At 60.4% G+C, this 21,451-nt stretch carries 20 protein-coding genes; 6 read left to right on the top strand and 14 right to left on the bottom strand.

Annotated features, from left to right (window positions below; genetic code table 11):
• Positions 1-496: 496 nt before the first annotated feature.
• The 10 genes from GM655_RS01550 to GM655_RS01505 all read right to left on the bottom strand — a co-directional run bounded on the left by GM655_RS01550 (position 497) and on the right by GM655_RS01505 (position 12,540).
• Positions 497-1,612 (bottom strand): ribonucleotide-diphosphate reductase subunit beta, encoded by a 1,116-nt coding sequence (locus tag GM655_RS01550; RefSeq protein WP_155432875.1) that lies wholly within the window; start codon positions 1,610-1,612, stop codon positions 497-499.
• Between the two features lie 93 nt (positions 1,613-1,705).
• On the bottom strand, positions 1,706-4,618 hold the full coding sequence (locus GM655_RS01545) for a ribonucleoside-diphosphate reductase subunit alpha (RefSeq protein WP_155432874.1): 2,913 nt from the start codon (positions 4,616-4,618) through the stop codon (positions 1,706-1,708).
• Between the two features lie 278 nt (positions 4,619-4,896).
• Positions 4,897-5,526 (bottom strand): 1,6-anhydro-N-acetylmuramyl-L-alanine amidase AmpD, encoded by a 630-nt coding sequence (gene ampD, locus GM655_RS01540; protein WP_155434068.1) that lies wholly within the window; start codon positions 5,524-5,526, stop codon positions 4,897-4,899.
• Positions 5,527-5,555: 29 nt separating this feature from the next.
• Positions 5,556-7,115, bottom strand: a complete 1,560-nt coding sequence (locus tag GM655_RS01535) for a sigma-54-dependent transcriptional regulator (protein ID WP_155432873.1) — start codon at positions 7,113-7,115, stop codon at positions 5,556-5,558.
• A 12-nt stretch (positions 7,116-7,127) separates the two neighbouring features.
• The gene (locus GM655_RS01530; protein WP_371866678.1) at positions 7,128-8,810 is read right to left on the bottom strand and encodes an ATP-binding protein; all 1,683 of its coding nucleotides are present in this window, start codon (positions 8,808-8,810) and stop codon (positions 7,128-7,130) included.
• A gap of 6 nt (positions 8,811-8,816) precedes the next feature.
• Positions 8,817-9,098 (bottom strand): PP0621 family protein, encoded by a 282-nt coding sequence (locus tag GM655_RS01525; protein WP_155432872.1) that lies wholly within the window; start codon positions 9,096-9,098, stop codon positions 8,817-8,819.
• The gene (locus GM655_RS01520) at positions 9,095-9,898 is read right to left on the bottom strand and encodes a cytochrome C assembly family protein (RefSeq protein ID WP_155432871.1); all 804 of its coding nucleotides are present in this window, start codon (positions 9,896-9,898) and stop codon (positions 9,095-9,097) included. The genes GM655_RS01525 and GM655_RS01520 overlap by 4 nt, the downstream gene beginning before the upstream one ends.
• Before the next feature lie 22 nt (positions 9,899-9,920).
• On the bottom strand, positions 9,921-10,718 hold the full coding sequence (locus tag GM655_RS01515; RefSeq protein ID WP_155432870.1) for an ABC transporter ATP-binding protein: 798 nt from the start codon (positions 10,716-10,718) through the stop codon (positions 9,921-9,923).
• Entirely contained in the window at positions 10,718-11,557 is an 840-nt protein-coding gene (locus GM655_RS01510) for an ABC transporter permease (protein WP_229632331.1), read from the bottom strand. Before GM655_RS01510 ends, GM655_RS01515 begins: the two co-directional genes overlap by 1 nt.
• Positions 11,557-12,540 (bottom strand): ABC transporter substrate-binding protein, encoded by a 984-nt coding sequence (locus GM655_RS01505; RefSeq protein WP_155432869.1) that lies wholly within the window; start codon positions 12,538-12,540, stop codon positions 11,557-11,559. Before GM655_RS01505 ends, GM655_RS01510 begins: the two co-directional genes overlap by 1 nt.
• A 163-nt stretch (positions 12,541-12,703) precedes the next feature.
• Here GM655_RS01505 and ffh point away from each other — a divergent pair, with 163 nt between their 5' ends.
• Both ffh and GM655_RS01495 read left to right on the top strand, forming a co-directional pair.
• Complete coding sequence (gene ffh / locus GM655_RS01500) at positions 12,704-14,071, top strand: signal recognition particle protein (protein WP_155432868.1); 1,368 nt, start codon at positions 12,704-12,706, stop codon at positions 14,069-14,071.
• Between the two features lie 193 nt (positions 14,072-14,264).
• The gene (locus GM655_RS01495; RefSeq protein WP_155432867.1) at positions 14,265-14,654 is read left to right on the top strand and encodes an SWIB/MDM2 domain-containing protein; all 390 of its coding nucleotides are present in this window, start codon (positions 14,265-14,267) and stop codon (positions 14,652-14,654) included.
• A gap of 526 nt (positions 14,655-15,180) precedes the next feature.
• On the opposite strand, the gene GM655_RS01490 is transcribed toward GM655_RS01495, so the two are convergent.
• Both GM655_RS01490 and GM655_RS01485 read right to left on the bottom strand, forming a co-directional pair.
• Positions 15,181-15,843 (bottom strand): lytic transglycosylase domain-containing protein, encoded by a 663-nt coding sequence (locus GM655_RS01490; protein WP_371866677.1) that lies wholly within the window; start codon positions 15,841-15,843, stop codon positions 15,181-15,183.
• Positions 15,840-17,576, bottom strand: a complete 1,737-nt coding sequence (locus GM655_RS01485) for a proline--tRNA ligase (protein ID WP_155432866.1) — start codon at positions 17,574-17,576, stop codon at positions 15,840-15,842. The genes GM655_RS01490 and GM655_RS01485 overlap by 4 nt, the downstream gene beginning before the upstream one ends.
• Positions 17,577-17,779: 203 nt before the next feature.
• Between GM655_RS01485 and GM655_RS01480 the strand changes: the two genes are divergently transcribed.
• A complete protein-coding gene (locus GM655_RS01480; RefSeq protein ID WP_229632330.1) occupies positions 17,780-18,454 on the top strand; it encodes an RNA pyrophosphohydrolase in 675 nt (224 codons plus the stop codon).
• A gap of 97 nt (positions 18,455-18,551) precedes the next feature.
• Positions 18,552-18,974: a DUF1841 family protein gene (locus GM655_RS01475; protein ID WP_155432865.1), complete on the top strand. Its 423-nt coding sequence runs from the start codon at positions 18,552-18,554 to the stop codon at positions 18,972-18,974.
• 102 nt (positions 18,975-19,076) lie between these two features.
• On the opposite strand, the gene GM655_RS01470 is transcribed toward GM655_RS01475, so the two are convergent.
• Both GM655_RS01470 and GM655_RS01465 read right to left on the bottom strand, forming a co-directional pair.
• Positions 19,077-19,418, bottom strand: a complete 342-nt coding sequence (locus tag GM655_RS01470) for a c-type cytochrome (RefSeq protein WP_155432864.1) — start codon at positions 19,416-19,418, stop codon at positions 19,077-19,079.
• 10 nt (positions 19,419-19,428) lie between these two features.
• Entirely contained in the window at positions 19,429-19,761 is a 333-nt protein-coding gene (locus tag GM655_RS01465) for a c-type cytochrome (protein ID WP_155432863.1), read from the bottom strand.
• A 220-nt stretch (positions 19,762-19,981) separates the two neighbouring features.
• Between GM655_RS01465 and GM655_RS01460 the strand changes: the two genes are divergently transcribed.
• Entirely contained in the window at positions 19,982-20,836 is an 855-nt protein-coding gene (locus GM655_RS01460) for an AAA family ATPase (RefSeq protein WP_155432862.1), read from the top strand.
• Positions 20,836-21,450, top strand: a complete 615-nt coding sequence (locus GM655_RS01455; RefSeq protein WP_155432861.1) for a GNAT family N-acetyltransferase — start codon at positions 20,836-20,838, stop codon at positions 21,448-21,450. The genes GM655_RS01460 and GM655_RS01455 overlap by 1 nt, the downstream gene beginning before the upstream one ends.
• Position 21,451: the final 1 nt, after the last annotated feature.

The following is a 21,451-nucleotide window of genomic DNA, read 5'->3' as shown; positions in this document are numbered from 1 at the left end:
CAGCTCGTGCGTATCAAAAAATCCGCCGATTTGCAAACACGCTTTTTCAATTTCGTAAAGTACACGAAAACCTTGTCGGTGCGCAACCAGCACGATACGGATTCACGTGCATTTTTTCTGCGCTATGCGACTCGGCTCACCTTCGAGCACACAATCTGCAGCTTCGCATCGCCAGGCGCTGACCACTGCGCGCGCTCTATCGTCGCAGAAAGCGCTGGCCGCGAACTCCGGCGGAAATTTCGCACTTCAAAGCGCGCCTTATTCCACCTGGGTTTCTTTGAATCGCTCCGGTTCCGGATGAATTCTGTTTGCTGCTGCTTGCTGTTTCGAGAGCACCGCTGCGTCGCCATCACGCGAACACGACACGCTGTTTACAAATTCGTCGCGATTATGAGACAGAGCGCAGCGAATGGCAAGCACCGCAATCGTACAGCGCGCGCAAAAAAAAACGGATCCCGCAGGATCCGTTTTTCAGCGTGGCCATTTGGCCGGGGATTTAATCCCAGTTCAGCGCACCACCGGTCTGGTATTCGGTGACGCGGGTCTCGAAGAAGTTACGCTCTTTTTTCAGGTCTATCATCTCGCTCATCCATGGGAATGGATTGTCTTCCTGATCGAACAGCGTCTCCAGACCGATCTGGGTAGCACGACGGTTGGCGATGAAGCGCAGGTAGCCTTTGAACATGGTGGCGTTCAGACCCAGCACGCCGCGTGGCATGGTGTCTTCGGCGTAGGCGTATTCCAGATCGACGGCGCGCAGGAACAGCTGCTTGATTTCTTCCTTGAAGGCTGGAGTCCACAGCAGCGGGTTTTCCATCTTGATGGTGTTGATCAGGTCGATGCCGAAGTTGCAATGCATGGACTCGTCGCGCAGGATGTACTGGTACTGTTCGGCGGCGCCCATCATCTTGTTCTGGCGGCCCAGCGCCAGAATCTGGGTGAAGCCGACGTAGAAGAACAGGCCTTCCATCAGGCAGGCGAACACGATCAGCGACTTGAGCAGGGTCTGGTCGCTTTCCACCGTGCCGGTGGTGAACTTAGGATCGGTCAGGGTGTTGATGAACGGGATCAGGAACTCGTCCTTGTCACGGATGGACTTGATCTCGTTGTAGGCGTTGAAGATCTCGCCCTCGTCCAGACCCAGCGACTCGACGATGTACTGGTAGGCGTGGGTGTGGATGGCCTCTTCGAAGGCCTGACGCAGCAGGTACTGGCGGCATTCCGGCGCCGTGATGTGGCGGTAGGTGCCCAGCACGATGTTGTTGGCGGCCAGCGAGTCGGCCGTCACGAAGAAGCCCAGATTGCGTTTTACCAGACGGCGCTCGTCGTCGGTCAGGCCGTTCGGGTTCTTCCACAGCTCGATATCGCGCTGCATATTCACTTCCTGCGGCATCCAGTGGTTGGCGCAGCCGGCCAGGTATTTATCCCACGCCCATTTGTATTTGAACGGTACCAGCTGGTTGACGTCGGTTTTACCGTTGATGATGCGCTTGTCGTCGGCATTCACGCGCAGGGCAACCTGCTCGGCGCTGGCTTCGCCCGACTCCAGTGCAGCTTGATTGACAGCTTGAGGGGTGGCCGTGGTGGCCTCATCGTCCCAGGACAGCGACATAGTGTTTTCCTTCAGAATTCGGTTGGATTAATTAAGTTTCTAATTAAATCGGAGCGGCCGGCCCATCACACTATGCACCGGCACGCAGAGTTTTTACTGGCAGGCTTCGCATTCCTCGAAACCGTCGTCACCCGGACGCAGGTAGCAGGCCGCACCTTCGGCCACTACCGGTGCCGGTGCTGCCGGCGCTGCTGCAGCCGCGCTGGCCGAAACACCGCCATCGACCGCCACGGCGTTCAGCGCGCCGGTACGGGTGGTGGATTTCTCCAGGTGGGTCGCTGCAATGGTACGCAGGTAGTAGGTGGTTTTCAGGCCACGCAGCCATGCCAGCTTGTAGGTCTCATCGAGCTTCTTACCGGACGCGCCTGCCATGTAGATGTTCAGCGATTGCGCCTGATCGATCCATTTCTGACGACGCGAAGCCGCTTCCACCAGCCAGGTCGGCGAGACTTCGAAGGCGGTTGCATAAATGTCACGCAGATCTTGCGGGATGCGGTCGATCTTGGCCAGCGAGCCGTCGAAGTACTTCAGGTCGGCGATCATCACTTCATCCCACAGGTCGCGAGCTTTCAGGTCACGTACCAGATAGGCGTTGATCTCGGTGAACTCACCCGACAGGTTGGACTTCACGTACAGATTCTGGAAGGTCGGCTCGATACAGGCCGACACACCGATGATATTCGAAATGGTCGCAGTCGGAGCGATCGCCACGCAGTTCGAGTTACGCATACCGAACTTCTGGATGCGCTCACGTACCGGCGCCCAGTCCATGCTCGCCGACAGATCCTGCTCCAGATAGCCGCCGCGCTCTTCGGCCAGCAGCTTGACGGAATCCTGTGGCAGGATGCCGCGGTCCCACAGCGAACCTTTGTACGACTGGTACTGACCGCGTTCTTCGGCCAGCTCGGTCGAAGCCAGATAGGCGTAGTAGCACACCGCTTCCATCGAGGTATCGGCAAAGGCCACGGCTTCGTTGGACGAGTAAGGAATGCGCATCATGTGCAGGCAGTCCTGGAAGCCCATCACGCCCAGACCGACCGGACGGTGACGCATATTCGCATTACGGGCCTTGTCGACGGCGTAGTAATTGATGTCGATCACGTTATCCAGCATGCGCATGGCGGTGCGGATGGTCTTCTTCAGCTTGACGTGATCCAGCTTGCCTTCTTTCATGTGGGCCGGCATGTTGACCGAACCCAGATTGCAGACGGCGATTTCGTCGGCATTGGTGTTCAGCGTGATCTCGGTGCACAGATTCGAGCTGTGGACCATGCCCACGTGCTGCTGTGGCGAACGGATGTTGCATGGGTCTTTGAAGGTGATCCATGGGTGGCCGGTTTCGAACAGCATGGACAGCATCTTGCGCCACAGGTCCAGCGCAGCCACTTTCTTGGAGACGCGGATTTCGCCGGCAGCGGCCTTGGCTTCATAGGCCAGATAGGCCTTTTCGAAGGCTTTGCCGACCAGATCGTGCAGGTCAGGCGTATCCGAAGGCGAGAACAGGGTCCAGTCGCCTTTTTCCATCACACGCTTCATGAACAGGTCGGGAATCCAGTTAGCCGTGTTCATGTCGTGGGTACGGCGGCGGTCGTCGCCCGTATTCTTGCGCAGGTCGAGGAATTCCTCGATGTCCATGTGCCAGGTTTCCAGGTAGGCGCACACTGCGCCCTTACGCTTGCCGCCCTGATTCACCGCCACGGCAGTGTCGTTGACCACTTTCAGGAACGGTACCACGCCCTGCGATTTGCCGTTGGTGCCCTTGATGTGGGCGCCCAGTGCACGTACTGGCGTCCAGTCGTTGCCCAGACCGCCGGCGAACTTGGCCAGCAGTGCGTTTTCCTTAATGGCGTCGTAGATGCCTTCCAGATCGTCGGAAACGGTGGTCAGGTAGCACGACGACAGCTGCGAACGCTGGGTGCCAGAGTTGAACAGGGTCGGGGTCGACGACATGAAGTCGAAGGTCGACAGCAGGTTGTAGAACTCGATGGCGCGCGCTTCGCGGTCGGTTTCGTTCAGGGCCAGACCCATGGCGACACGCATGTAGAAGGCCTGCGGCATTTCGATGCGGATGTCGCGCACGTGCAGGAAGTAGCGGTCGTACAGGGTCTGCAGGCCGATGTAGCCGAACTGCAGATCGCGGTCGGCCACCAGTGCCTTGGCCAGACGGGCCAGATCGAATTCGGCCAGTTTGGCGTCCAGCAGATCGGCGGCGATACCTTTGGCGATGTATTGCGGGAAGTAAGTCACGTACTCGGCGGCAGCGGCAGCCTGTGCCACTTCCTTGCCGAAGACTTCCTTACGGATGGTGTGCAGCAGGATGCGGGCCGTCACTTGCGAGTAGGCCGGATCTTTTTCCATCAGCGCGCGCGCCGCCAGAATGGCCGACTTGTGCAGTTCTTCCACCGGCACGCCGTCGTACAGGTTTTTCATGGTCTCGGCCAGAATCGCGTCGGCATCGACATGCTTTTCCAGACCGGCGCAGGCGGCATTGATCAGATTCGACACGCGGTCCAGTTCCAGCAGCTTGCGCTCGCCGTTTTCCAGCACGTGGATCTGCGGTGCGGTGATGGCGGTGGCGCCGGCGGCTTCCTTGGCGGCGCGGCGCTCTTCCATCTGCTTGGCGCGGTACAGCACGTAAGCACGCGCCACATCGTGTTCGCCCGAACGCATCAGCGCCAGTTCAACCTGATCCTGCACATCTTCGATGTGGAAAGTGCCGCCCGAAGGCTGGCGGCGCACCAGTGCTGCCACCACGCTGGCGGTCAGCTGTTCTACCAGTTCGCGGATGCGGGCCGAAGCCGCGCCCTGACCGCCATTCACGGCCAGGAAGGCTTTGGTCATCGCTACGGCGATCTTCGACGGTTCAAACGCGACGACCGCGCCGTTACGGCGAATGATGCGGTAGTCACCGAGGTCGCTGGCGGCCGTAACAGGGCTGCTGGCGGTGCTCGCAGCAACTGAAGGAACCAGTGCCGGATTGATGGTGATGTCTTGAGTAGATTGCATTTAAGCTCCCCGAAAACAGCGTGCAGTCAGTGCTGCGCGACGTAATGTTGTATAAAAAAGGCCGAAATACTGCGTTCAGCCCTGATTGCTGGCTGACTCAATTGCCAAATAAGCTGCAATAAAAAGCGTGATCGACTGGTCTCAACGAATTGCAAATAGTTTAAGAACCAGTGTCTTGGGAACTACTATATCTAGTGATAGACGTGAATCGATACACTGATTGTAGTGATCGGAGTGGGCTAAGACAAGTGGAAATTTTGCTATAAACGGCAATTTTTCTATTGACTTTGCAGGAGCCCTTTTACAAAGCGCAGTTCCCCGAGAGCGGCCACTAACGTACCGCATTGCGACATTGCCAACTGCCTGTTTTTGCGCCAGCTTTGCTGGTAATGTGACCAGTCAAACAACACTCCGGGATCGGTCTTGCGGCCCGGCGCAATGTGTTCATGACCTAGCACATCGGCCAGCGGATAGCGCTCCTGCAGTGCCAGCGTCAGCACCGCCAGTGCCTCGTACTGGGCCGCTTCAAACGGCGTGTCATCCGTACCTTCGAGTTCGATACCGATAGAAAAATCATTACATTTTTCCCGTCCGCAGAACTCGGAACGTCCGGCATGCCAGGCCCTCGCGTTAGCAGAAACATACTGCAGCACGCGGCCGCCACGGCGGATGAAAAAGTGGCTGGACACTCTCAGCCCGCGCAGGTCGGCAAACGAGGGGTCAGCATTATAATCGAGACGGCCGGTAAACAGGTCGGACACGTGCGGCCCGCCGAACTGGCCGGCTGGCAGCGAGATATTGTGGATCACCAGCAGGGTGATATCGGCCGGGTCGGGCCGCTCGTCGTAGTGCGGGCTGTCGTAGCGCTGTGCCAGCGGCCACCAGCCGCCGTCATCCACCGGCGTCATGTCCGGCACGGCGTTGGACGGGGACGGGTTCACGTGTCCGGCTCCTGAATATCGAGCTTCTGCATCTGGTAGCGCAACTGGCGGAAGCTGATGCCCAGCAACTGGGCAGCCTGGGTGCGGTTGAACTGGGTCTGGGCCAGTGCTCTTAATATGAGCTCGCGCTCGATGCGGTTGAGGAAGTCCGGCAAATTCGGCGGCAGCACATCGATCTGCGGCAGCGGCGGCCAGTCGGCTGCGCTTGCGCCTGCGGGTGCAAGCTCCTCGCGGTCCGCCGCAGTCACGGGGGCTGCCTGCGCTGAAGTTGGGGCCGGGGCCAGCAGACTCCCCTCGGCCAGCGGCAGCCGCATGGCCGCCGCTTCGCTGGCCGCCAGATAGGGTGCCGGCGTGGTCGGCGTCGGCAGCGGCACGGTGGCTTCCACCACGCGCGCGCCTTTGAGCGCCAGATCGGCCACTTCGATCACGCCGTCATTGGCAAATGCCAGCGCCCGTTCGAGGATGTTTTCCAGCTCGCGCACATTGCCGGGGAAGGAATAGCTGCGCAGCGCATCGAGCACGCCCTCGCCCAGCCTGACCTTGGATTCGAAAGTGCCCAGCCTTTCCAGTATGCCGTCGGTCAGCACAGCCAGGTCGTCAAGCCGCTCGCGCAGCGGCGGCAGACTCAGTTCGATCACATTCAGGCGATAGTAAAGGTCCTGACGGAAGCTGCCCTGCTCCACACACTGGGCCAGATTCTTGTGGGTGGCGCTGATGATGCGCACATCCACCGGCTCTTCGGCGGTAGCGCCTATCTTGCGCACGCGCCGCTCCTGGATGGCGCGCAGCAGCTTGACCTGCATGGCCAGCGGCAGGTCGGCCACTTCATCGAGCATCAGGGTGCCGCCATTGGCCGCCTGGAAGAAGCCATCGCGCTCGTCCGCCGCGCCGGTGAACGCACCTTTGCGATAGCCGAAGAACTCGGCCTCCATCAGCGCTTCGGGGATCGCGCCGCAGTTGACGGCGATAAATGGCTTGGCCGCGCGCGAACTCTGGGCATGAATTTCCCGCGCCGCCAGTTCCTTGCCGCTGCCCGACTCGCCGTTGATGGCGATAGGCGCCATCGAGCGCGCCAGCCGCGCGATCTGGGCGCGCAGCGCTTCGATCACGGCCGAATTGCCACGCAGCCGGCTGGCTGCCGGCTTGGCGGCAGGCGCTTCATCTTCGGGCTGGCCGGCACTCAGACGCAGGGCGGAACGCACCATCACGCGCAACTGGTCCAGCGCCACCGGCTTGGAAATATAGTCGAAGGCGCCGGCTTTCAGCGCCACCACGGCATTTTCCGCACTGCCGAAAGCCGTCACTACGGCGATAGGGGTATTGCGGTGGCTGGCACTGACTTCGCGTACCAGTTCCAGCCCCAGCCCGTCGGGCAGGCGCATATCAGTCAGCACCAGCTGGTATTCCACCCCGGCCTGCGCCAGCAGCGCGCGCGCTTCGCCCAGCGTGGCGGCGCAATCGACCTCCAGCCCCATCTTGAGCAGAGTCAGTTCCAGCAACTCGCGCAGGTCGGCTTCATCATCTACCACCAGCACGCGAGGGAATCGAACAGTCATCAAACTACCTCTCTACTTCTGGGCCGGATGGGCGAAAGTGATGACGAAACGCCCGCTCGAGCGCGGCTTGCCGCTGGCATCCTGCTGACCATCGAAACGGTATTCATAGTCCAGCCGCGCCTCGTTATTCAAACATAATTCCCGCGCCAGATACAGCCCCAGCCCCGTGCCCTTGCTCGACGTGGTGTAGAACGGCTCGAACAGGTGGGCCCGTACTTCCGGTTCTATGCCGGGACCATCGTCCTGCACATGCAGCTCCAGCGCGTGCGAGGGCAGGCTGCGCAGGTCCAGCCGGATAGAACGGCTGCCGCCACTGGCATAGCGCACGGCATTATTGAGCAGGTTAAGCAGCACTTCACGCAAATGCAGGGCGTCGAAGCGCACCGGCGCGGCCTCCGCCAGCGTGAGTCCCAGCATGTCGGCCGGCAGGCCATGGGTTTCGGTAAATTCCTGTACCAGCTCGGTGAGGAAGCCTTGCAGCGCCAGCGGTTCATTATATGGCTGCACTTTGCGCGACAGTTGCAGGATGTCCTCCACCATGCGGTTCACCCGGCTGACGTTATCGCCTATGATCTTCAGCAAGCGGGTCTGCACTCCGTCCGTCATGTCCTCGCCCAGCAGCGCGGTGGCGTGGCCGATGGCCGACAGCGGATTGCGTACTTCATGGGCAATACTGGCCGTCAGCCGGCCCATCGAAGCCAGTTTTAGCTGCTGCGCCTGATTTTCTATGCCCGTCACATCCTGCAGGAAGATCACGCTGCGCTCCGTGCCCAGCCCTGCCGTGTCAACGGCAGCAAAGCGCACTTTCAGGTGGGCCGACAAGTCGCGCCGCACGCTCCATGCCGCCGTTACCTGCTGCAGGGCGTCGTCGGCATACGGCTTGATGGTGACATACGCCGTGCTGCGGCTGCGTTCTTCGCACCAGGCGGCATAAGCTTCGGCCAGCGGCGCCAGCGCGCCCGAATCGGCCAGCCTGAAATCCTGCTGCGCGCCCAGCATGCCCAGCATCTGCTGCGCCGCCGGATTACTGGCATATATATGGCCGGCACGGTCGGCTACCAGGATGCCATCGCCCACATTGGCCATCACCAGCTGGTTGACGGCCTGCTGCACATTCACTTCCACCCCGCGCTGGATGGCCAGTTCTTCCTGTCCGATCAGGCGCGCCGCCAGCCGGTTCACCACCAGCACGGCAGCGAAGAAGGCCGCGCCATACAGGCCGGCCTGCAGGAAGGGCCGTTCGCTTTCCATCATCAGTACGCGCCAGATGCTTTCGCCCAGCATGAACAGCGCGACCAGCGCCGTGCAGAACAGCGACAGCAGCAGCGGCGCAAGGATGGCCGCACCGGCCAGCGGAAACAGATACAGGATGGCCAGCCCGCTACGCAGGCCGCCACCGACCATGAACAGCAGCGAAATGATTGCCAGATCGGCCGCGATCTGGGAGAGCAGCTGCCAGCGGAAGCGCTGCTGCCAGTACACGGCCAGCAGGGCATAGCCGAGTGCCACCATCAGGTAGACCACGCAGATCTGCAGATTCAGGTAGGAGCTATCGGCGCGCAGGCCGTTACGGTCGAAACTCAGATACACCAGCAGCACCAGCGCGATCACGACGCGCGAAATGCTCAGCGTCTGCAGCGAGCGCCAGAACGAGGCGCGCGCTTCGGCCGGAGCGGCGGTGTGGCCGGATTCCACGCTGGATCAGGCCGGCGGCATGGCCGCGTGGGCTGCGCTGCAGTAGTCGCGTCCGCGCGCCTGCACCGTTTCGGAAGCGGGATAGAACACGCCGCAGTGGGCGCATTGCAGCATGGTCTCGATTTCGGCGTTGCCGTGCTGGCGCGCAGCGGGGCCAGGGGCCGGGCCGGCACCGGCCGGCGGCGGCTGATTGAACGGCTGCTGACGCTTCTGCGCCTCGCGGATCTTGCTACGGATGGCGAAACCGACCAAGAAGATCAGCGCCAGCCAGAACAGCAGACGGCTCATATCGCCCCCTTGTGCAGCAGTACTTCCAGCACAAAGCGGCTGCCCACATAGGCCAGCAGCAGCGTGGCGAAACCGGCCAGCGTGAAGCTCAGCGCCGTGCGGCCACGCCAGCCACGGAAGCGGCGGCCGGCCAGCAGGGCGGCAAACAGCAGCCATGACAGCAGCGTAAAGACGGATTTATGGTCCCACTTGAGGGCCTGGCCGAACACCTGTTCCGAGAACACGATGCCAGAAAACACGGTCAGGCTGAGCAGCGCAAAGCCGAAACTGATCATACGGAACAACAGCTTTTCCATGGTCAGCAAGGCCGGCAACTGATCCAGCGCATTCGTCAGGAAGGTTTTGCGCTGGGTGGCCGCGTGCAGGTGGCGCTCCTGCAGCGCCATCAGCACGGCATGGAAGGCAGCGACGGTCAGCGTGCTGTAGGCCATGGTGGCAATCGCGATATGCCAGCCGAACAGGGGCGACTTATCTTCCAGCGCGATCACACTGCCGGGGAAGCCCACCTGCAGCGCAACGACCAGCGCGGCATTCGGCATGACCAGATGGCGCATGCTGTCCAGACTGAAGTTGCGGTTCTCCACCCAGTAGGCCGCGACTGACACCCACAGCGCGGACGACAGCATGGCGGCAAAGCCGAGACGGATGGTGCCGACAGTGGCCAGATCGAACCACAGACCGGCGCCATGCAGCAGCCAGGCCAGCGCCGTCATGGCGGAAATCAAACCGGCACGGCGCGATGGCAGCGCCGCACATACGAGGTACAGCACGATGGCTGCGATGAGTAGGAAATTCTGCATAAGCCCCAGTTTACACTATCGCTCAGTCCACGGCAGCCATGCGCAGTTCATCGTTATGGTGGCGCTGCTGTTCTTCCATCACCAGCTGCCCCAGTTCGCGCTTGAGCGCATTGAATTCCGCCGCGGCCGGATCGCGCATGCGCGGCAGTTCCACCATCAGGTCGCGCTTGACGGTGCCGGGGCGGTAGGTCATGACGATGATGCGGTCGGCCAGGTAGATGGCTTCCTCTATGCTGTGGGTGACGAAGATGATGGTCTTTTTCAGCTCGGCCCAGATGCGCAGCAGCTCGTCCTGCAGATTGCGCCGGGTCAGCGCATCGAGCGCGCCGAACGGCTCGTCCATCAGCATGATGGGCGAATCGAGCGCCAGCACGCGGGCGATGGCCACCCGCTGGCGCATGCCGCCCGATAAATCTTTCGGATAGCGGCTGCGGAAGTCGCTCAGCGACAGCATGGCCAGCAGCCGATCCACCGTCGCGTTGATCTCGGCCTTGGCTAAGCCCTTGATCTGCAAGCCGAAAGCGATATTTTCCGCCACCGTCATCCAGGGGAAGAGCGCATATTCCTGAAACACCATGCCGCGTTCCGGCCCCGGTGCCGTCACCGCCTGACCATCGGCCACGATGCTGCCGCTGCTGGGCGGGGCAAAGCCGGCAATCGCATTGAGCAGGGTGGATTTGCCGCAGCCCGAAGGGCCCAGCAGGCAGACGAACTGGCCGCGCGGAATTTCCAGATTGATGTCCTGCAGGGCCACCACGGCGCGTTCGTCCGTCTGGAACACCTTGCTGACATGTGCCACGCTGATATGTGCGCTATCCATTAGTTCTCCAGACCGCGGTGCCAGCGCAGCAGATAGTTATTCAGTTTGTTGACGGCGCTATCGATGGCCAGCCCCAGCAGACCGATGGTGATCATGCCAGCCATGATCTTGTCCGACCAGAAGTACTCGCGCGCTTCCAGGATGCGGAAACCGAGGCCATTGTTCACGGCGATCATCTCGGACACGATCACCACGATGAAGGCAGTGCCGATACCGATACGTACGCCCGACAATATATAGGGCACGGCAGCGGGAAGAATCACGCGGATGAACAGCGTGCTGCCGCTGGCGCCCAGATTGCGCGCCGCGCGTAGATAGATACCGTCCACCTGCCGTACTCCGGCGATGGTATTCATCAGCACCGGGAAGAAGGCACCGAGCACGATCAGGAACACGGCCGGTGCATTCCCCAGCCCGAACCACAGGATGGACAGGGGAATATAGGCGATGGGCGGGATAGGGCGCAGCAGCTGCATCAGCGGGTTAAACCAGGCATATACCAGCGGGCTGGCGCCCATCAGCAGGCCCAGTGGCAGCGCCAGCGCCGCGCCTATGGCAAAGCCCAGCGCCACGCGGTACAGGCTACCCAGCGCATCGAGAATCAGCTCACCCGATACCGCCCACGCCAGCCAGCTACCCTGCTCCGCGCTATACGGCTGCACGGGCAGCAGATAGGCCAGCCAGCGCTCGGCCACCGCCAGCGGCGAAGGCAGCATCTGCGGATTGGCCCAGCCCTGAGTCGCGGCCAATTGCCAGATGGCGATCACGATGACGGGCACGATCATGCCCACCACCAGCTGCCGCCAGCCCTGCCCTGCTTTGCGCGCCGCCCCGGCCATTATTTAACGCCCACGCTTTTCTTGGCCGCGTCCAGCAGGTCGGTCTTGACCCACTCTTTGGCAGCCGGCGGTTTGGCCATGCGCCCTACGCCGGTCTTGAACATCACGTCCGTGGTGATCTGGATGTGTTCCGGCGTGATGTCATAGGAATACGGCGAATTGCCGATGGCATCGTCGAAATCATCCTTGGTGATCTGGCCTTTGAACACGGTTTCGCGCACATATTTTTCGGCCAGCGCCGGCTGTTCGATAAAGGTCTTGGTAGCTTCGACGAAGCAGCGCATGAATTTCTCGGCCAGCGGGCGCTTCTCTTTATAGAACTTCTCCGTCATCACCATGGTGCGGATAGGTTCGCCGATAGGCGTGTCGTAAGGCTTGATGATTTCCGTGCCAAAGCCCTTGTTGATGGCCTGCGAAGACTGCGGCTCGGAGTTCATCATGGCGTCGATGTTCTTGCCGATCAGCGCCTGATTCAGGTCAGCGAAAGGCAGATAGATCAGCTGCACATCCTTGCCCGGCTGGTCGGATGCCGACAGCCCCGCCGTCTGCAGCTCGGCCAGCAGCAGCACTTCCTGGATGCCGCCACGGGTCACGCCCACGCGTTTGCCCTTGAGGTCCTTGACGGATTTGAGTTTCAGATCGGCGCGGCTGACCAGCCGCGCACCGCCCTTGGCAAAGCCGGCCACCACCACGATGGGCGCGCCGCTGGCACGGCCCGAAATCGCTGCTTCCGACGCCGTGGTGCCGACATCGAGCTCGCCCGCGATGATCCCCTGCATCACATCCAGGCCTTTGGCGAACACGCGCTCCTCCACCTTGATGCCGCATTTGGGAGCAATCTCCTTAATATAAGAGACCGCGCCGTAGTGGGCGAATTTCAGATTCCCCAGTCGCACCACTTCCTGCGCCTGTGCCGGGGTCAAGGCTTGCGCCGTCATCAGGGCGCCCAGCGCCAGCGTCTTCCACCAGATCGTACGTTTCATCGTGTTCATCCTCCCGATTCTTGTGATCACTGCATCATACCAACAGCTTGCGCTGCGCTGTCTGTTTCCATACAAGAATATAAACCATAAGCGCCTCCGTGTCGGGGGACTAGTCGCAGTGGATGGGGTAAAATGGCGGCCACTGTTTTAATCCGGGTTCATCATGCTAGACAATCTTACCCAACGCCTTGCCAAGGTCGTTAAAACCATGCGCGGCGAGGCCCGCCTGACGGAAGCCAACACCGCCGAAATGCTGCGCGAAGTGCGCATGGCCCTGCTCGAAGCCGACGTGGCCCTGCCAGCCGTGCGCGAATTTATCGCCCGCGTCAAAGAAAAAGCGCTGGGTGAAGAAGTCATCGCCTCGCTGTCGCCGGGTCAGGCGCTGGTCGGCGTGGTGCAGCGCGAACTGGCCGCCCTGATGGGCGCCGATCTGGGCGCGGAAGCCACCCAGCTCAGCTTCGCCCAGCAGCCGCCCGCCATCATCCTGATGGCCGGTCTGCAGGGTGTGGGTAAAACCACCACGGTCGGTAAGCTGGCCAAATACCTCAAAGAAGAGAAGAAGAAAAAAGTGCTGACGGTGTCGGCCGACGTGTATCGTCCGGCCGCTATCGCCCAGTTGCAATCGGTCACGGGCCAGGTTGGCGCCGATTTCTTCCCTTCCACCGCACAGGACAAGCCAGTCGATATCGCCCTCGCTGCGCTGGACTGGGCCAAGAAGCACTACCACGATGTGCTGATTATCGATACGGCCGGCCGTCTCGGTATCGATGAAGAGATGATGCGCGAAATCGCTGCCGTGCACAGCGCCGTCAAACCTATCGAAACCCTGTTCGTGGTCGATGCCATGCTGGGTCAGGATGCCATCAACACGGCCAAGGCCTTTAACGATGCGCTGCCGCTGACCGGTATCGTGCTGACCAAGCTCGATGGCGATTCGCGCGGTGGTGCGGCGCTGTCGGTGCGCCACATTACGGGCAAGCCGATCAAGTTTGCCGGTGTGTCGGAAAAGCTCGACGGTCTGGAAGCGTTCGACCCTACCCGTATGGCCAACCGCGTGCTGGGCATGGGCGACATTCTGGCGCTGGTGGAAGAAGCGCGCAAAGGCGTGGACAGCAAGGCCGCTGCCGATCTGGCCAACAAGATCAAGGTGGGCGGCAAGTTCGACATGAACGACTTCAAGGCACAACTGGGCCAGATGAAGAAAATGGGCGGCATGGCCAATCTGATGGACAAGCTGCCAGCCCAGTTCCAGCAGGCCGCCAACGGCGCCAACATGGATCAGGCGGACAAGCAGGTACGCCGCATGGTCGGCATTATCGACTCGATGACGCCGCAGGAACGCGCCAAGCCGGAGCTGATCAAAGCCACCCGCAAGCGCCGTATTGCCGCCGGTGCCGGCGTGCAGGTGCAGGAAGTGAACCGCATGCTGACCCAGTTCGAGCAGATGCAGACCATGATGAAAAAGCTCTCGGGCGGCGGCATGATGAAGATGATGCGCTCGATGAAGGGCATGATGCCGGGCATGCGCTAGGCAAAGCCATAAGTAGAAAAATGCGGGGCAAAACGCCCCGCAACGTTGTGCCTCCCTCGGGAAAGCCCGTGTTTACGTGGTGTTTCCGGGAAAAAACGCGAAAAACACTTGCACATACCGCAAATCACCACCAATATTAACCGGTGCGATCAATTGCGCAATTTTTCCATGTGTTCGTTAAGGAGGCTCGAATATGGCAACAGCCAAAAAAACCCCAGCAGCACCCGCTAAGAAAGCTGCGGCCGCTAAACCGGCAGCCGCGAAGAAAGCCGCACCAGCCAAGGCAGCAGCCGCCAAGCCTGCCGCAGTGAAAAAAGCGCCGGCCGCACCGCGCAAACCCAACGCCGCCTTCATGAAGGCCATGACCCCATCGGCCGCACTGGCCGCCGTGGTGGGCGCAGCTCCGCTGCCACGCACTGAAGTCACCAAAAAAGTCTGGGATTACATCAAGAAGCTCGACCTGCAAGATCCGGCCAACCGCCGCATGATCAATGCCGACGACAAGCTGAAAGCTGTATTCGGCGGCAAAGCTCAGGTGTCCATGTTCGAAATGACCAAGCTCATTTCCGACCACCTGAAGTAATCGCAGTACTGCGCTGTAACCCTTTAAATCAAAGGGTTACAGAATTCCCCTTGTTGCGTTTCCATCCCTTCCGCGCAACCTTCTGCCGACTCCGCTTACTCCTTTGAGCGCCGTCAAACACCACCCCGAATTTCAAACTCCACACTTAGCGGCAACGATGCCGGACCGGCGCAATTCGGCTAGACTGGATAAATCATCCAGATTAGTGCGAGGCCGCCATGGCTAGGCTAAACCGTCCTCACGAAACACCAGCAAAGGCCCGCTGCGAGAGCCCCGTCGCCCAAGAAGAAACCATAGAGCAAGCTCGTGCCCGCCGCATGGCTGCACTCCGGAAGATCGCCGGCTTGTGGGCAGAACGGGAAGACATTCCTGCAGATGGACTGGATTATCAGCGCGCTCTGAGGGCTGAATGGCGCTAGTCCTTTTCGACAGCAACATCCTCTATGAACTGCACACGCAGACGCTGGTTCAGGTCGTGAATATCGTCGCACCTGATGCGGCGCGCGGTCAGTAAGCAAGTAGCCGGCTAGCGCGCATTACCCACTGCCATGCGCGGCGCGATCGCGTTGCCTATTTCGGCGGGCAGCTTCCAGTGGTTCCATGCTGCCAGTACGGCATTCGGATAATCGGACTTGCCGCGGCTGCCGTTGTAGCGGCCCAGCGCCAGAAACAGATTGCCTGCTTCCATGTCCAGATACATGCGCAGGATGGCGCAGCCATAGCGCAGATTGGTCTGCATATTAAATAGCGCGCTGCGATTATGGTCGCCGATCACGCTGGTCCAGAACGGCATTACCTGCATATAGCCGCGCGCGCCCACCATCGACACGGCATATTTACGATAGGCCGATTCCACCTGTATCAGGCCCAGCACCATGGCCGGATCGAGTCCGGCACGGCGCGCTTCATACCACACGGTGGCGAGGAATTCAGTACGGGTCTGGTGATCGGGCAGGCGCCGCTGCAGGCGTGCCGACATCTGCTCCAGCCATTGCTGGTAGCGCTGACGCTCCGCTTCCGTGCGGAAGCTCGGCTGGGGTGGCGCCGCATCGCGGATCGCGTTCGCCAGCGCCAGCCGCACGGAGTCGGCCAGCGCTTCTTCCTTCTGGTTGCCGGCCAGCGCGGGCAGCGTTGCGGCCAGTAACACTGCCGCAGCGCCCCAGCGCACTAGCCTGCGTTGCCGTTTCACGCTGCGATCTTGCCTTTGATGAAGCTGATCACATCGGCCACCGGCACGGCAGTCGCTTCGGTATCGCGACGGCCCTGGTATTCCAGATTGCCTTCTTTCAGGCCACGGTCGCCAATCACCACACGGTGCGGTACGCCGATCAGTTCCCAGTCAGCAAACATGCCGCCCGGACGCAGACCACGGTCGTCCAGAATCACGTCGATGCCAGCCGCCACGGCTTCTGCATACAGGCGCTCGGTGGTTTCCTTGACGGCTTCGCTGCGGTCCATACCCATAGGGCACAGCACCAGCTCGAACGGCGCCAGCGCGGCTGGCCAGATGATGCCCTTGTCATCGAAGTTCTGCTCAATGGCGGCGCCCAGAATACGCGTCACGCCGATACCGTAGCAGCCCATCTGCAGCGGCGCAGGTTTGCCGTTTTCGTCGAGGAAGGTAGCTTTCATCGATTCCGAATAGGCCGTACCCAGCTGGAATACGTGGCCCACTTCGATGCCGCGCTCGATGGCCAGCACGCCTTTGCCGTCCGGCGAAGCGTCGCCAGCGACCACGTTACGCAGGTCGGCGACGATGCTAGGCTCGGCCGTATCGCGGCCCCAGTTGGCGCCCGTGTAGTGGAAACCGGCGTCATTCGCGCCGCAGACGAAGTCGGCCATGTTGGCCACGGTGCGATCCGCCACCACGGTGACTGGCGCCTTGGTGCCGACCGGGCCCAGATAGCCCGGTACGCAGCCGTAGACTTCCAGAATTTCCGCTTCGGTCGAGAAACGGTAAGCGCCCAGACCGGCCACTTTGTTAACCTTGACTTCGTTCAGTTCGTGGTCGCCACGCAACAGCAACATGAAATACTGTTTAGTCAGTTTGCCGTCGGTTTCCGTTTCCACCGTCAGGGCAATGGTTTTCACGGTACGGCTCAGATCGAGCTTGAGCTGTTCGGCCACGGTTTCACACTTGGTGGCGTCAGGCGTGGCGACCTTGGTCAGCGCTTCGGCAGCGGCCGGACGGCTGGCGACCAGCGGCAGCGCTTCGGCCGCTTCCATATTGGCGGCGTAATCGGAATCGGCGCAGTACACCAGCGCGTCTTCGCCGGTGCTGGCGATCACGTGGAATTCGTGCGAACCGGTACCGCCGATGGCGCCGTTATCGGCCGCCACGGCGCGGAATTTCAGGCCGAAGCGGTTGAAGATGGACACGTAGGCGTCGAACATGCGCTGGTAGGACTGCTGCATGCCGGCCTGATCGCGGTCGAAGGAATAGGCATCCTTCATGGTGAACTCGCGGCCACGCATCAGACCGAAGCGTGGACGACGCTCGTCGCGGAACTTGGTCTGGATGTGGTAAAAATTCAACGGCAGCTGACGGTAGGATTTGATTTCCGTACGGACCACGTCGGTAATCACCTCTTCCGAAGTCGGCTGGATGGCGAAGTCACGGCCGTGGCGGTCTTTGACACGCAGCAGTTCCGGGCCCATTTTGTCCCAGCGGCCAGTCTCCTGCCACAGTTCGGCTGGCTGTACCAGCGGCATCAGCAACTCGATAGCGCCGGCCTTGTTCATCTCTTCACGTATGATGGCTTCGACTTTACGGATGATGCGCAGGCCCATAGGCATATAGGTATAGATACCGGAACCGAGGCGTTTGATCATGCCGGCGCGCATCATCAGCTGGTGGCTGACGATCTCGGCGTCGGAAGGAGCTTCTTTAAGCGTGGAAATAAAAAATCGTGAGGCGCGCATACGGTGAATTCTTTTTAAAAAGAGAGGGTTATAATCAACCTAATTTTAAAGGATTAGCTGGCTGATGCGTCCATACTTTATACAAATGCGTTCAATTGATGCCTGTCCGGCCGCTTTCGTACCCCGAAAGACGTGCCGGCGTGCGGTTTTGTGGGCAAAAATATAAGCAGGGAGCTCAGTCGCAGAAAGTATTGAGGTGCAATATGCTCGATCGTGAAGGGTTTCGGCCCAACGTCGGCATTATCCTGCTAAACGCCCAGAACGAGGTGTGGTGGGGTAAACGGGTGCGCGAGCACTCATGGCAATTTCCGCAAGGCGGCATTAAATATGGAGAAACGCCGGAACAGGCGATGTACCGGGAGCTGGAAGAGGAAATCGGATTAAGGGCAGAACATGTAAAAATCGTCGGTCGCACGCGTGACTGGCTGCGTTACGAGGTACCGGATCACTTTATCAAGCGGGAAATCCGTGGCCATTACCGTGGCCAGAAGCAGATCTGGTTCCTGTTGCGCATGTGCGCACGCGACAACGATGTGAATCTGCGCCTGACCGACCACCCCGAGTTCGACGCTTGGCGCTGGCATGACTACTGGGTGCCGCTGGATGTGGTGATTGAATTCAAGCGCGATGTCTATCAGCGTGCCTTGCAGGAGCTGTCGCGTTTCCTGACCTGGCCCGCCAACGGCCAGGATCGCCGCCACGGTGCACGTTATCTGCGCCAGCCGCGCAACAACCCGCCGGCTGCCGTGCAGAACAATAGCACCGGCAATGTTGCCCAGGCGACGGCAGGGTCTGCGCCGACCGCCCAATGCGGCAACGCAGCAGAAGCTACCCCGGAAACGGCCAGCAACGACACTGTCGCCGGCAAAGACAGCTGATCACAGCACTGCATCGCAGCGCAACAAACACCAACGGGACAGCATGCTGTCCCGTTGTCATTTCTGCCCGCAACGGCGTAGCAGGTACAATACCGCCATGTTTAATCCATCTTCCGACGACGTCCGCCGCTTCTTCTGCGAGACCTTCCGCAAGCAGCGGGCCAACGAACTCCTGACTCCGCTTGAAGCCATGGCCAGCGACTGGATACGCCACCACCCCGAATACCACGATGTGCTGGCTGATGTGGAACACGCACTGACGCGCGACTACTCGGGCGGCAATGTCAGCAATCCCTTCCTGCACTTGTCCATGCACCTGTCGATTGACGAGCAGATCTCGATCGACCAGCCGCCTGGCATCCGCGCCGCCGCCACAGCATTAACGTTGAAGCTGGACGACGCCCACGCTGCCCAGCACGCCATCATGGAATGTCTCGGTGAAATGATCTGGAACGCCCAGCGCAACGGCACCCAGCCTGACGGCCTGGCGTATATCGAAGCCGTACGCCGTCTGCTCTAAAAGTAACAAGGGGTCAGGTCGGGCATTGGCGCAGAGTCCGCTACGAAAGTAGCGAGCTCTGCGCCAATGCCCGACCTGACCCCGGTGTGGCTTGAAGTTGGCTTAGCGGTGCGACACCAGACTGCCCGGCAGGCTGTGCAGGTAAGCCGCGATGTCGCGGATGTCCTGATCGCTCAACGCTTTAACCTGACCACCCATGATGGCGTTGTTACGGCCGTTGGCCGCGTCGCCGCGCTTGTAGGCGGTCAGCGCGTGCTCGAGGTAATCCTTGTGCTGGCCAGCCAGTTTCGGATAGCTCGGATCGATAGGGCTGTTGTAGTCTTTGCCATGGCAGGCGAAGCAGCTGTATTTCTCCGTCAGGGCTTTGCCTGCATCGATATTGCCACCCGCAACAGCGGAGTAGGACACGGTGGCGCATGCCAGTGCGATTAACAGTTTTTTCATGTCCCTATCCTTATTTTGCGCTAGCCGTTTGCTGCGAATAGTACGCCGCCACATCCGCGATATCCTGATCCGACAGGCTGGCCGCAATACCCTTCATGCTCGGGTGCTTGCGATCGCCCTTCTGGTAGGCCTTCAGCGCGCCTTCGATGAACTTGGCCGACTGGCCGCCTATCATCGGCACTTGGAACGACTCAGGGAAGCTGGCTTTGTAGCCGGGAATCCCGTGACAACCGATACACATTTCAATCTTTGCTTTGGCATTCTGGGCATTGCCCACGAGGTCAGCTGCTGAAGCCAAACTAGCGCAACCAGCGAGCACGAGGAGTGCGGAGATTTTTTTCATAGTGTGTGCAAGGTAAGTAATCGGATACTACCGCGGATGCAAAAACTTGACATTTGCATTGAGCTTGCGATTCTAACTCAAGAAATATTGCGCGGCTACGCAATTCATTGCCATTACAACACACTGCCCCGCACTCTGTTGCGCGCAGCATCCGAGCCCCGCCTCTAGCGTTCTCCCCTATACTGACGTTTCCCTTTTTTACTGTAGAAATCAAAGCCCCATGTCTGCTACACCGCGCTTCGAAGGTTCCGCTCAATACGTCGCTACCAATGACCTGAAACTGGCCGTGAATGCGGCTTTGACGCTGCAACGCCCGCTCCTGATCAAGGGTGAACCGGGCACCGGCAAAACCATGCTGGCGGAAGAAGTGGCCGCCGCGCTGGGCATGCCCTTGCTGCAATGGCATGTCAAATCGACCACCAAAGCCCAGCAGGGCTTGTATGAATACGACGCCGTTTCGCGTTTGCGCGATTCCCAGCTCGGCGACGAGCGCGTGCGCGAGATCAATAACTACATCGTCAAAGGCGTGCTGTGGCAAGCTTTTACAACAGATCAGCCGGTGGTGCTGCTGATCGATGAAATCGACAAGGCCGACATCGAATTCCCCAACGATCTGCTGCGCGAACTGGACCGCATGGAATTCTATGTCTACGAAACCCGCGAAATGGTGCGCGCCAAACACCGTCCGCTGGTGATCATCACGTCCAACAACGAGAAGGAACTGCCGGACGCCTTCCTGCGCCGCTGCTTCTTCCACTACATCCAGTTCCCGGACCGCGACACCATGGAGCAGATCGTGCAGGTGCACTACCCGCATCTGAAGAAGGAGCTGCTGGCGCAGGCACTGCAAACGTTCTACGACCTGCGCAACGTACAGGGTCTGAAGAAAAAGCCATCCACTTCGGAATTCCTCGACTGGCTCAAGCTGCTGATGGCAGAAGACATTCCGCCCGCCGCGCTGCGCAGCGACGATGCCAAGGCCATCGTGCCACCGCTGCATGGCGCCCTGCTCAAGAACGAGCAGGATGTGCACCTGTTCGAACGTCTGGTCTATATGTCACGGAATAATCGCTGATGCATACTCTCGCCCACCCTGCCGCACCGATCGCGCCCGTCACGCTGGAACTGCATGGCGTACGCCTAGAGCCACTGGGCCCGCAGCATGCGGAAGGCCTGCGTGCCGCTGCCAGCGACGGCGAGCTGTGGAAGCTGCGCATCACCTCCGTGCCGGAACCGGATCAAGTCGACGCCTACATCGCCAAGGCACTGGGCCAGCGCCCCGAACGGCTGGCGTTTGCCGTGCTCGATGCGGCCAGCGACAAGGTGCTGGGCACCACCAGCTACCACGATATCGTGCCGGCCATCGCCCGGCTCGAAATCGGCTATACCTGGTATGCGCGCAGTGCCCAGCGCAGCCACGTCAACACTACCTGCAAGCTGATGCTGATGACCCACGCCTTCGAAACACTGGGTGCGGCACTGGTCGGCCTGCGCACGGATAATTTCAACCACGCTTCGCAGGCCGCCATCGAGCGACTCGGCGCGAAGAAGGATGGCGTGCTGCGCCACCACGCCCTGCGCCGCGACGGCACCGTGCGCGACACCGTCATGTACAGCATCACGGCCGGCGAATGGCCGGAAATCAAAGCCCACCTGCGCTACAAGCTGGCGCAACACGGAACCGTCTGAC

The sequence above is a fragment of the Pseudoduganella danionis genome (assembly GCF_009720775.1).
GTDB classification, from domain to species: domain Bacteria; phylum Pseudomonadota; class Gammaproteobacteria; order Burkholderiales; family Burkholderiaceae_D; genus Rugamonas; species Rugamonas danionis.
This window is presented reverse-complemented; position numbering and strand designations above follow the sequence as displayed.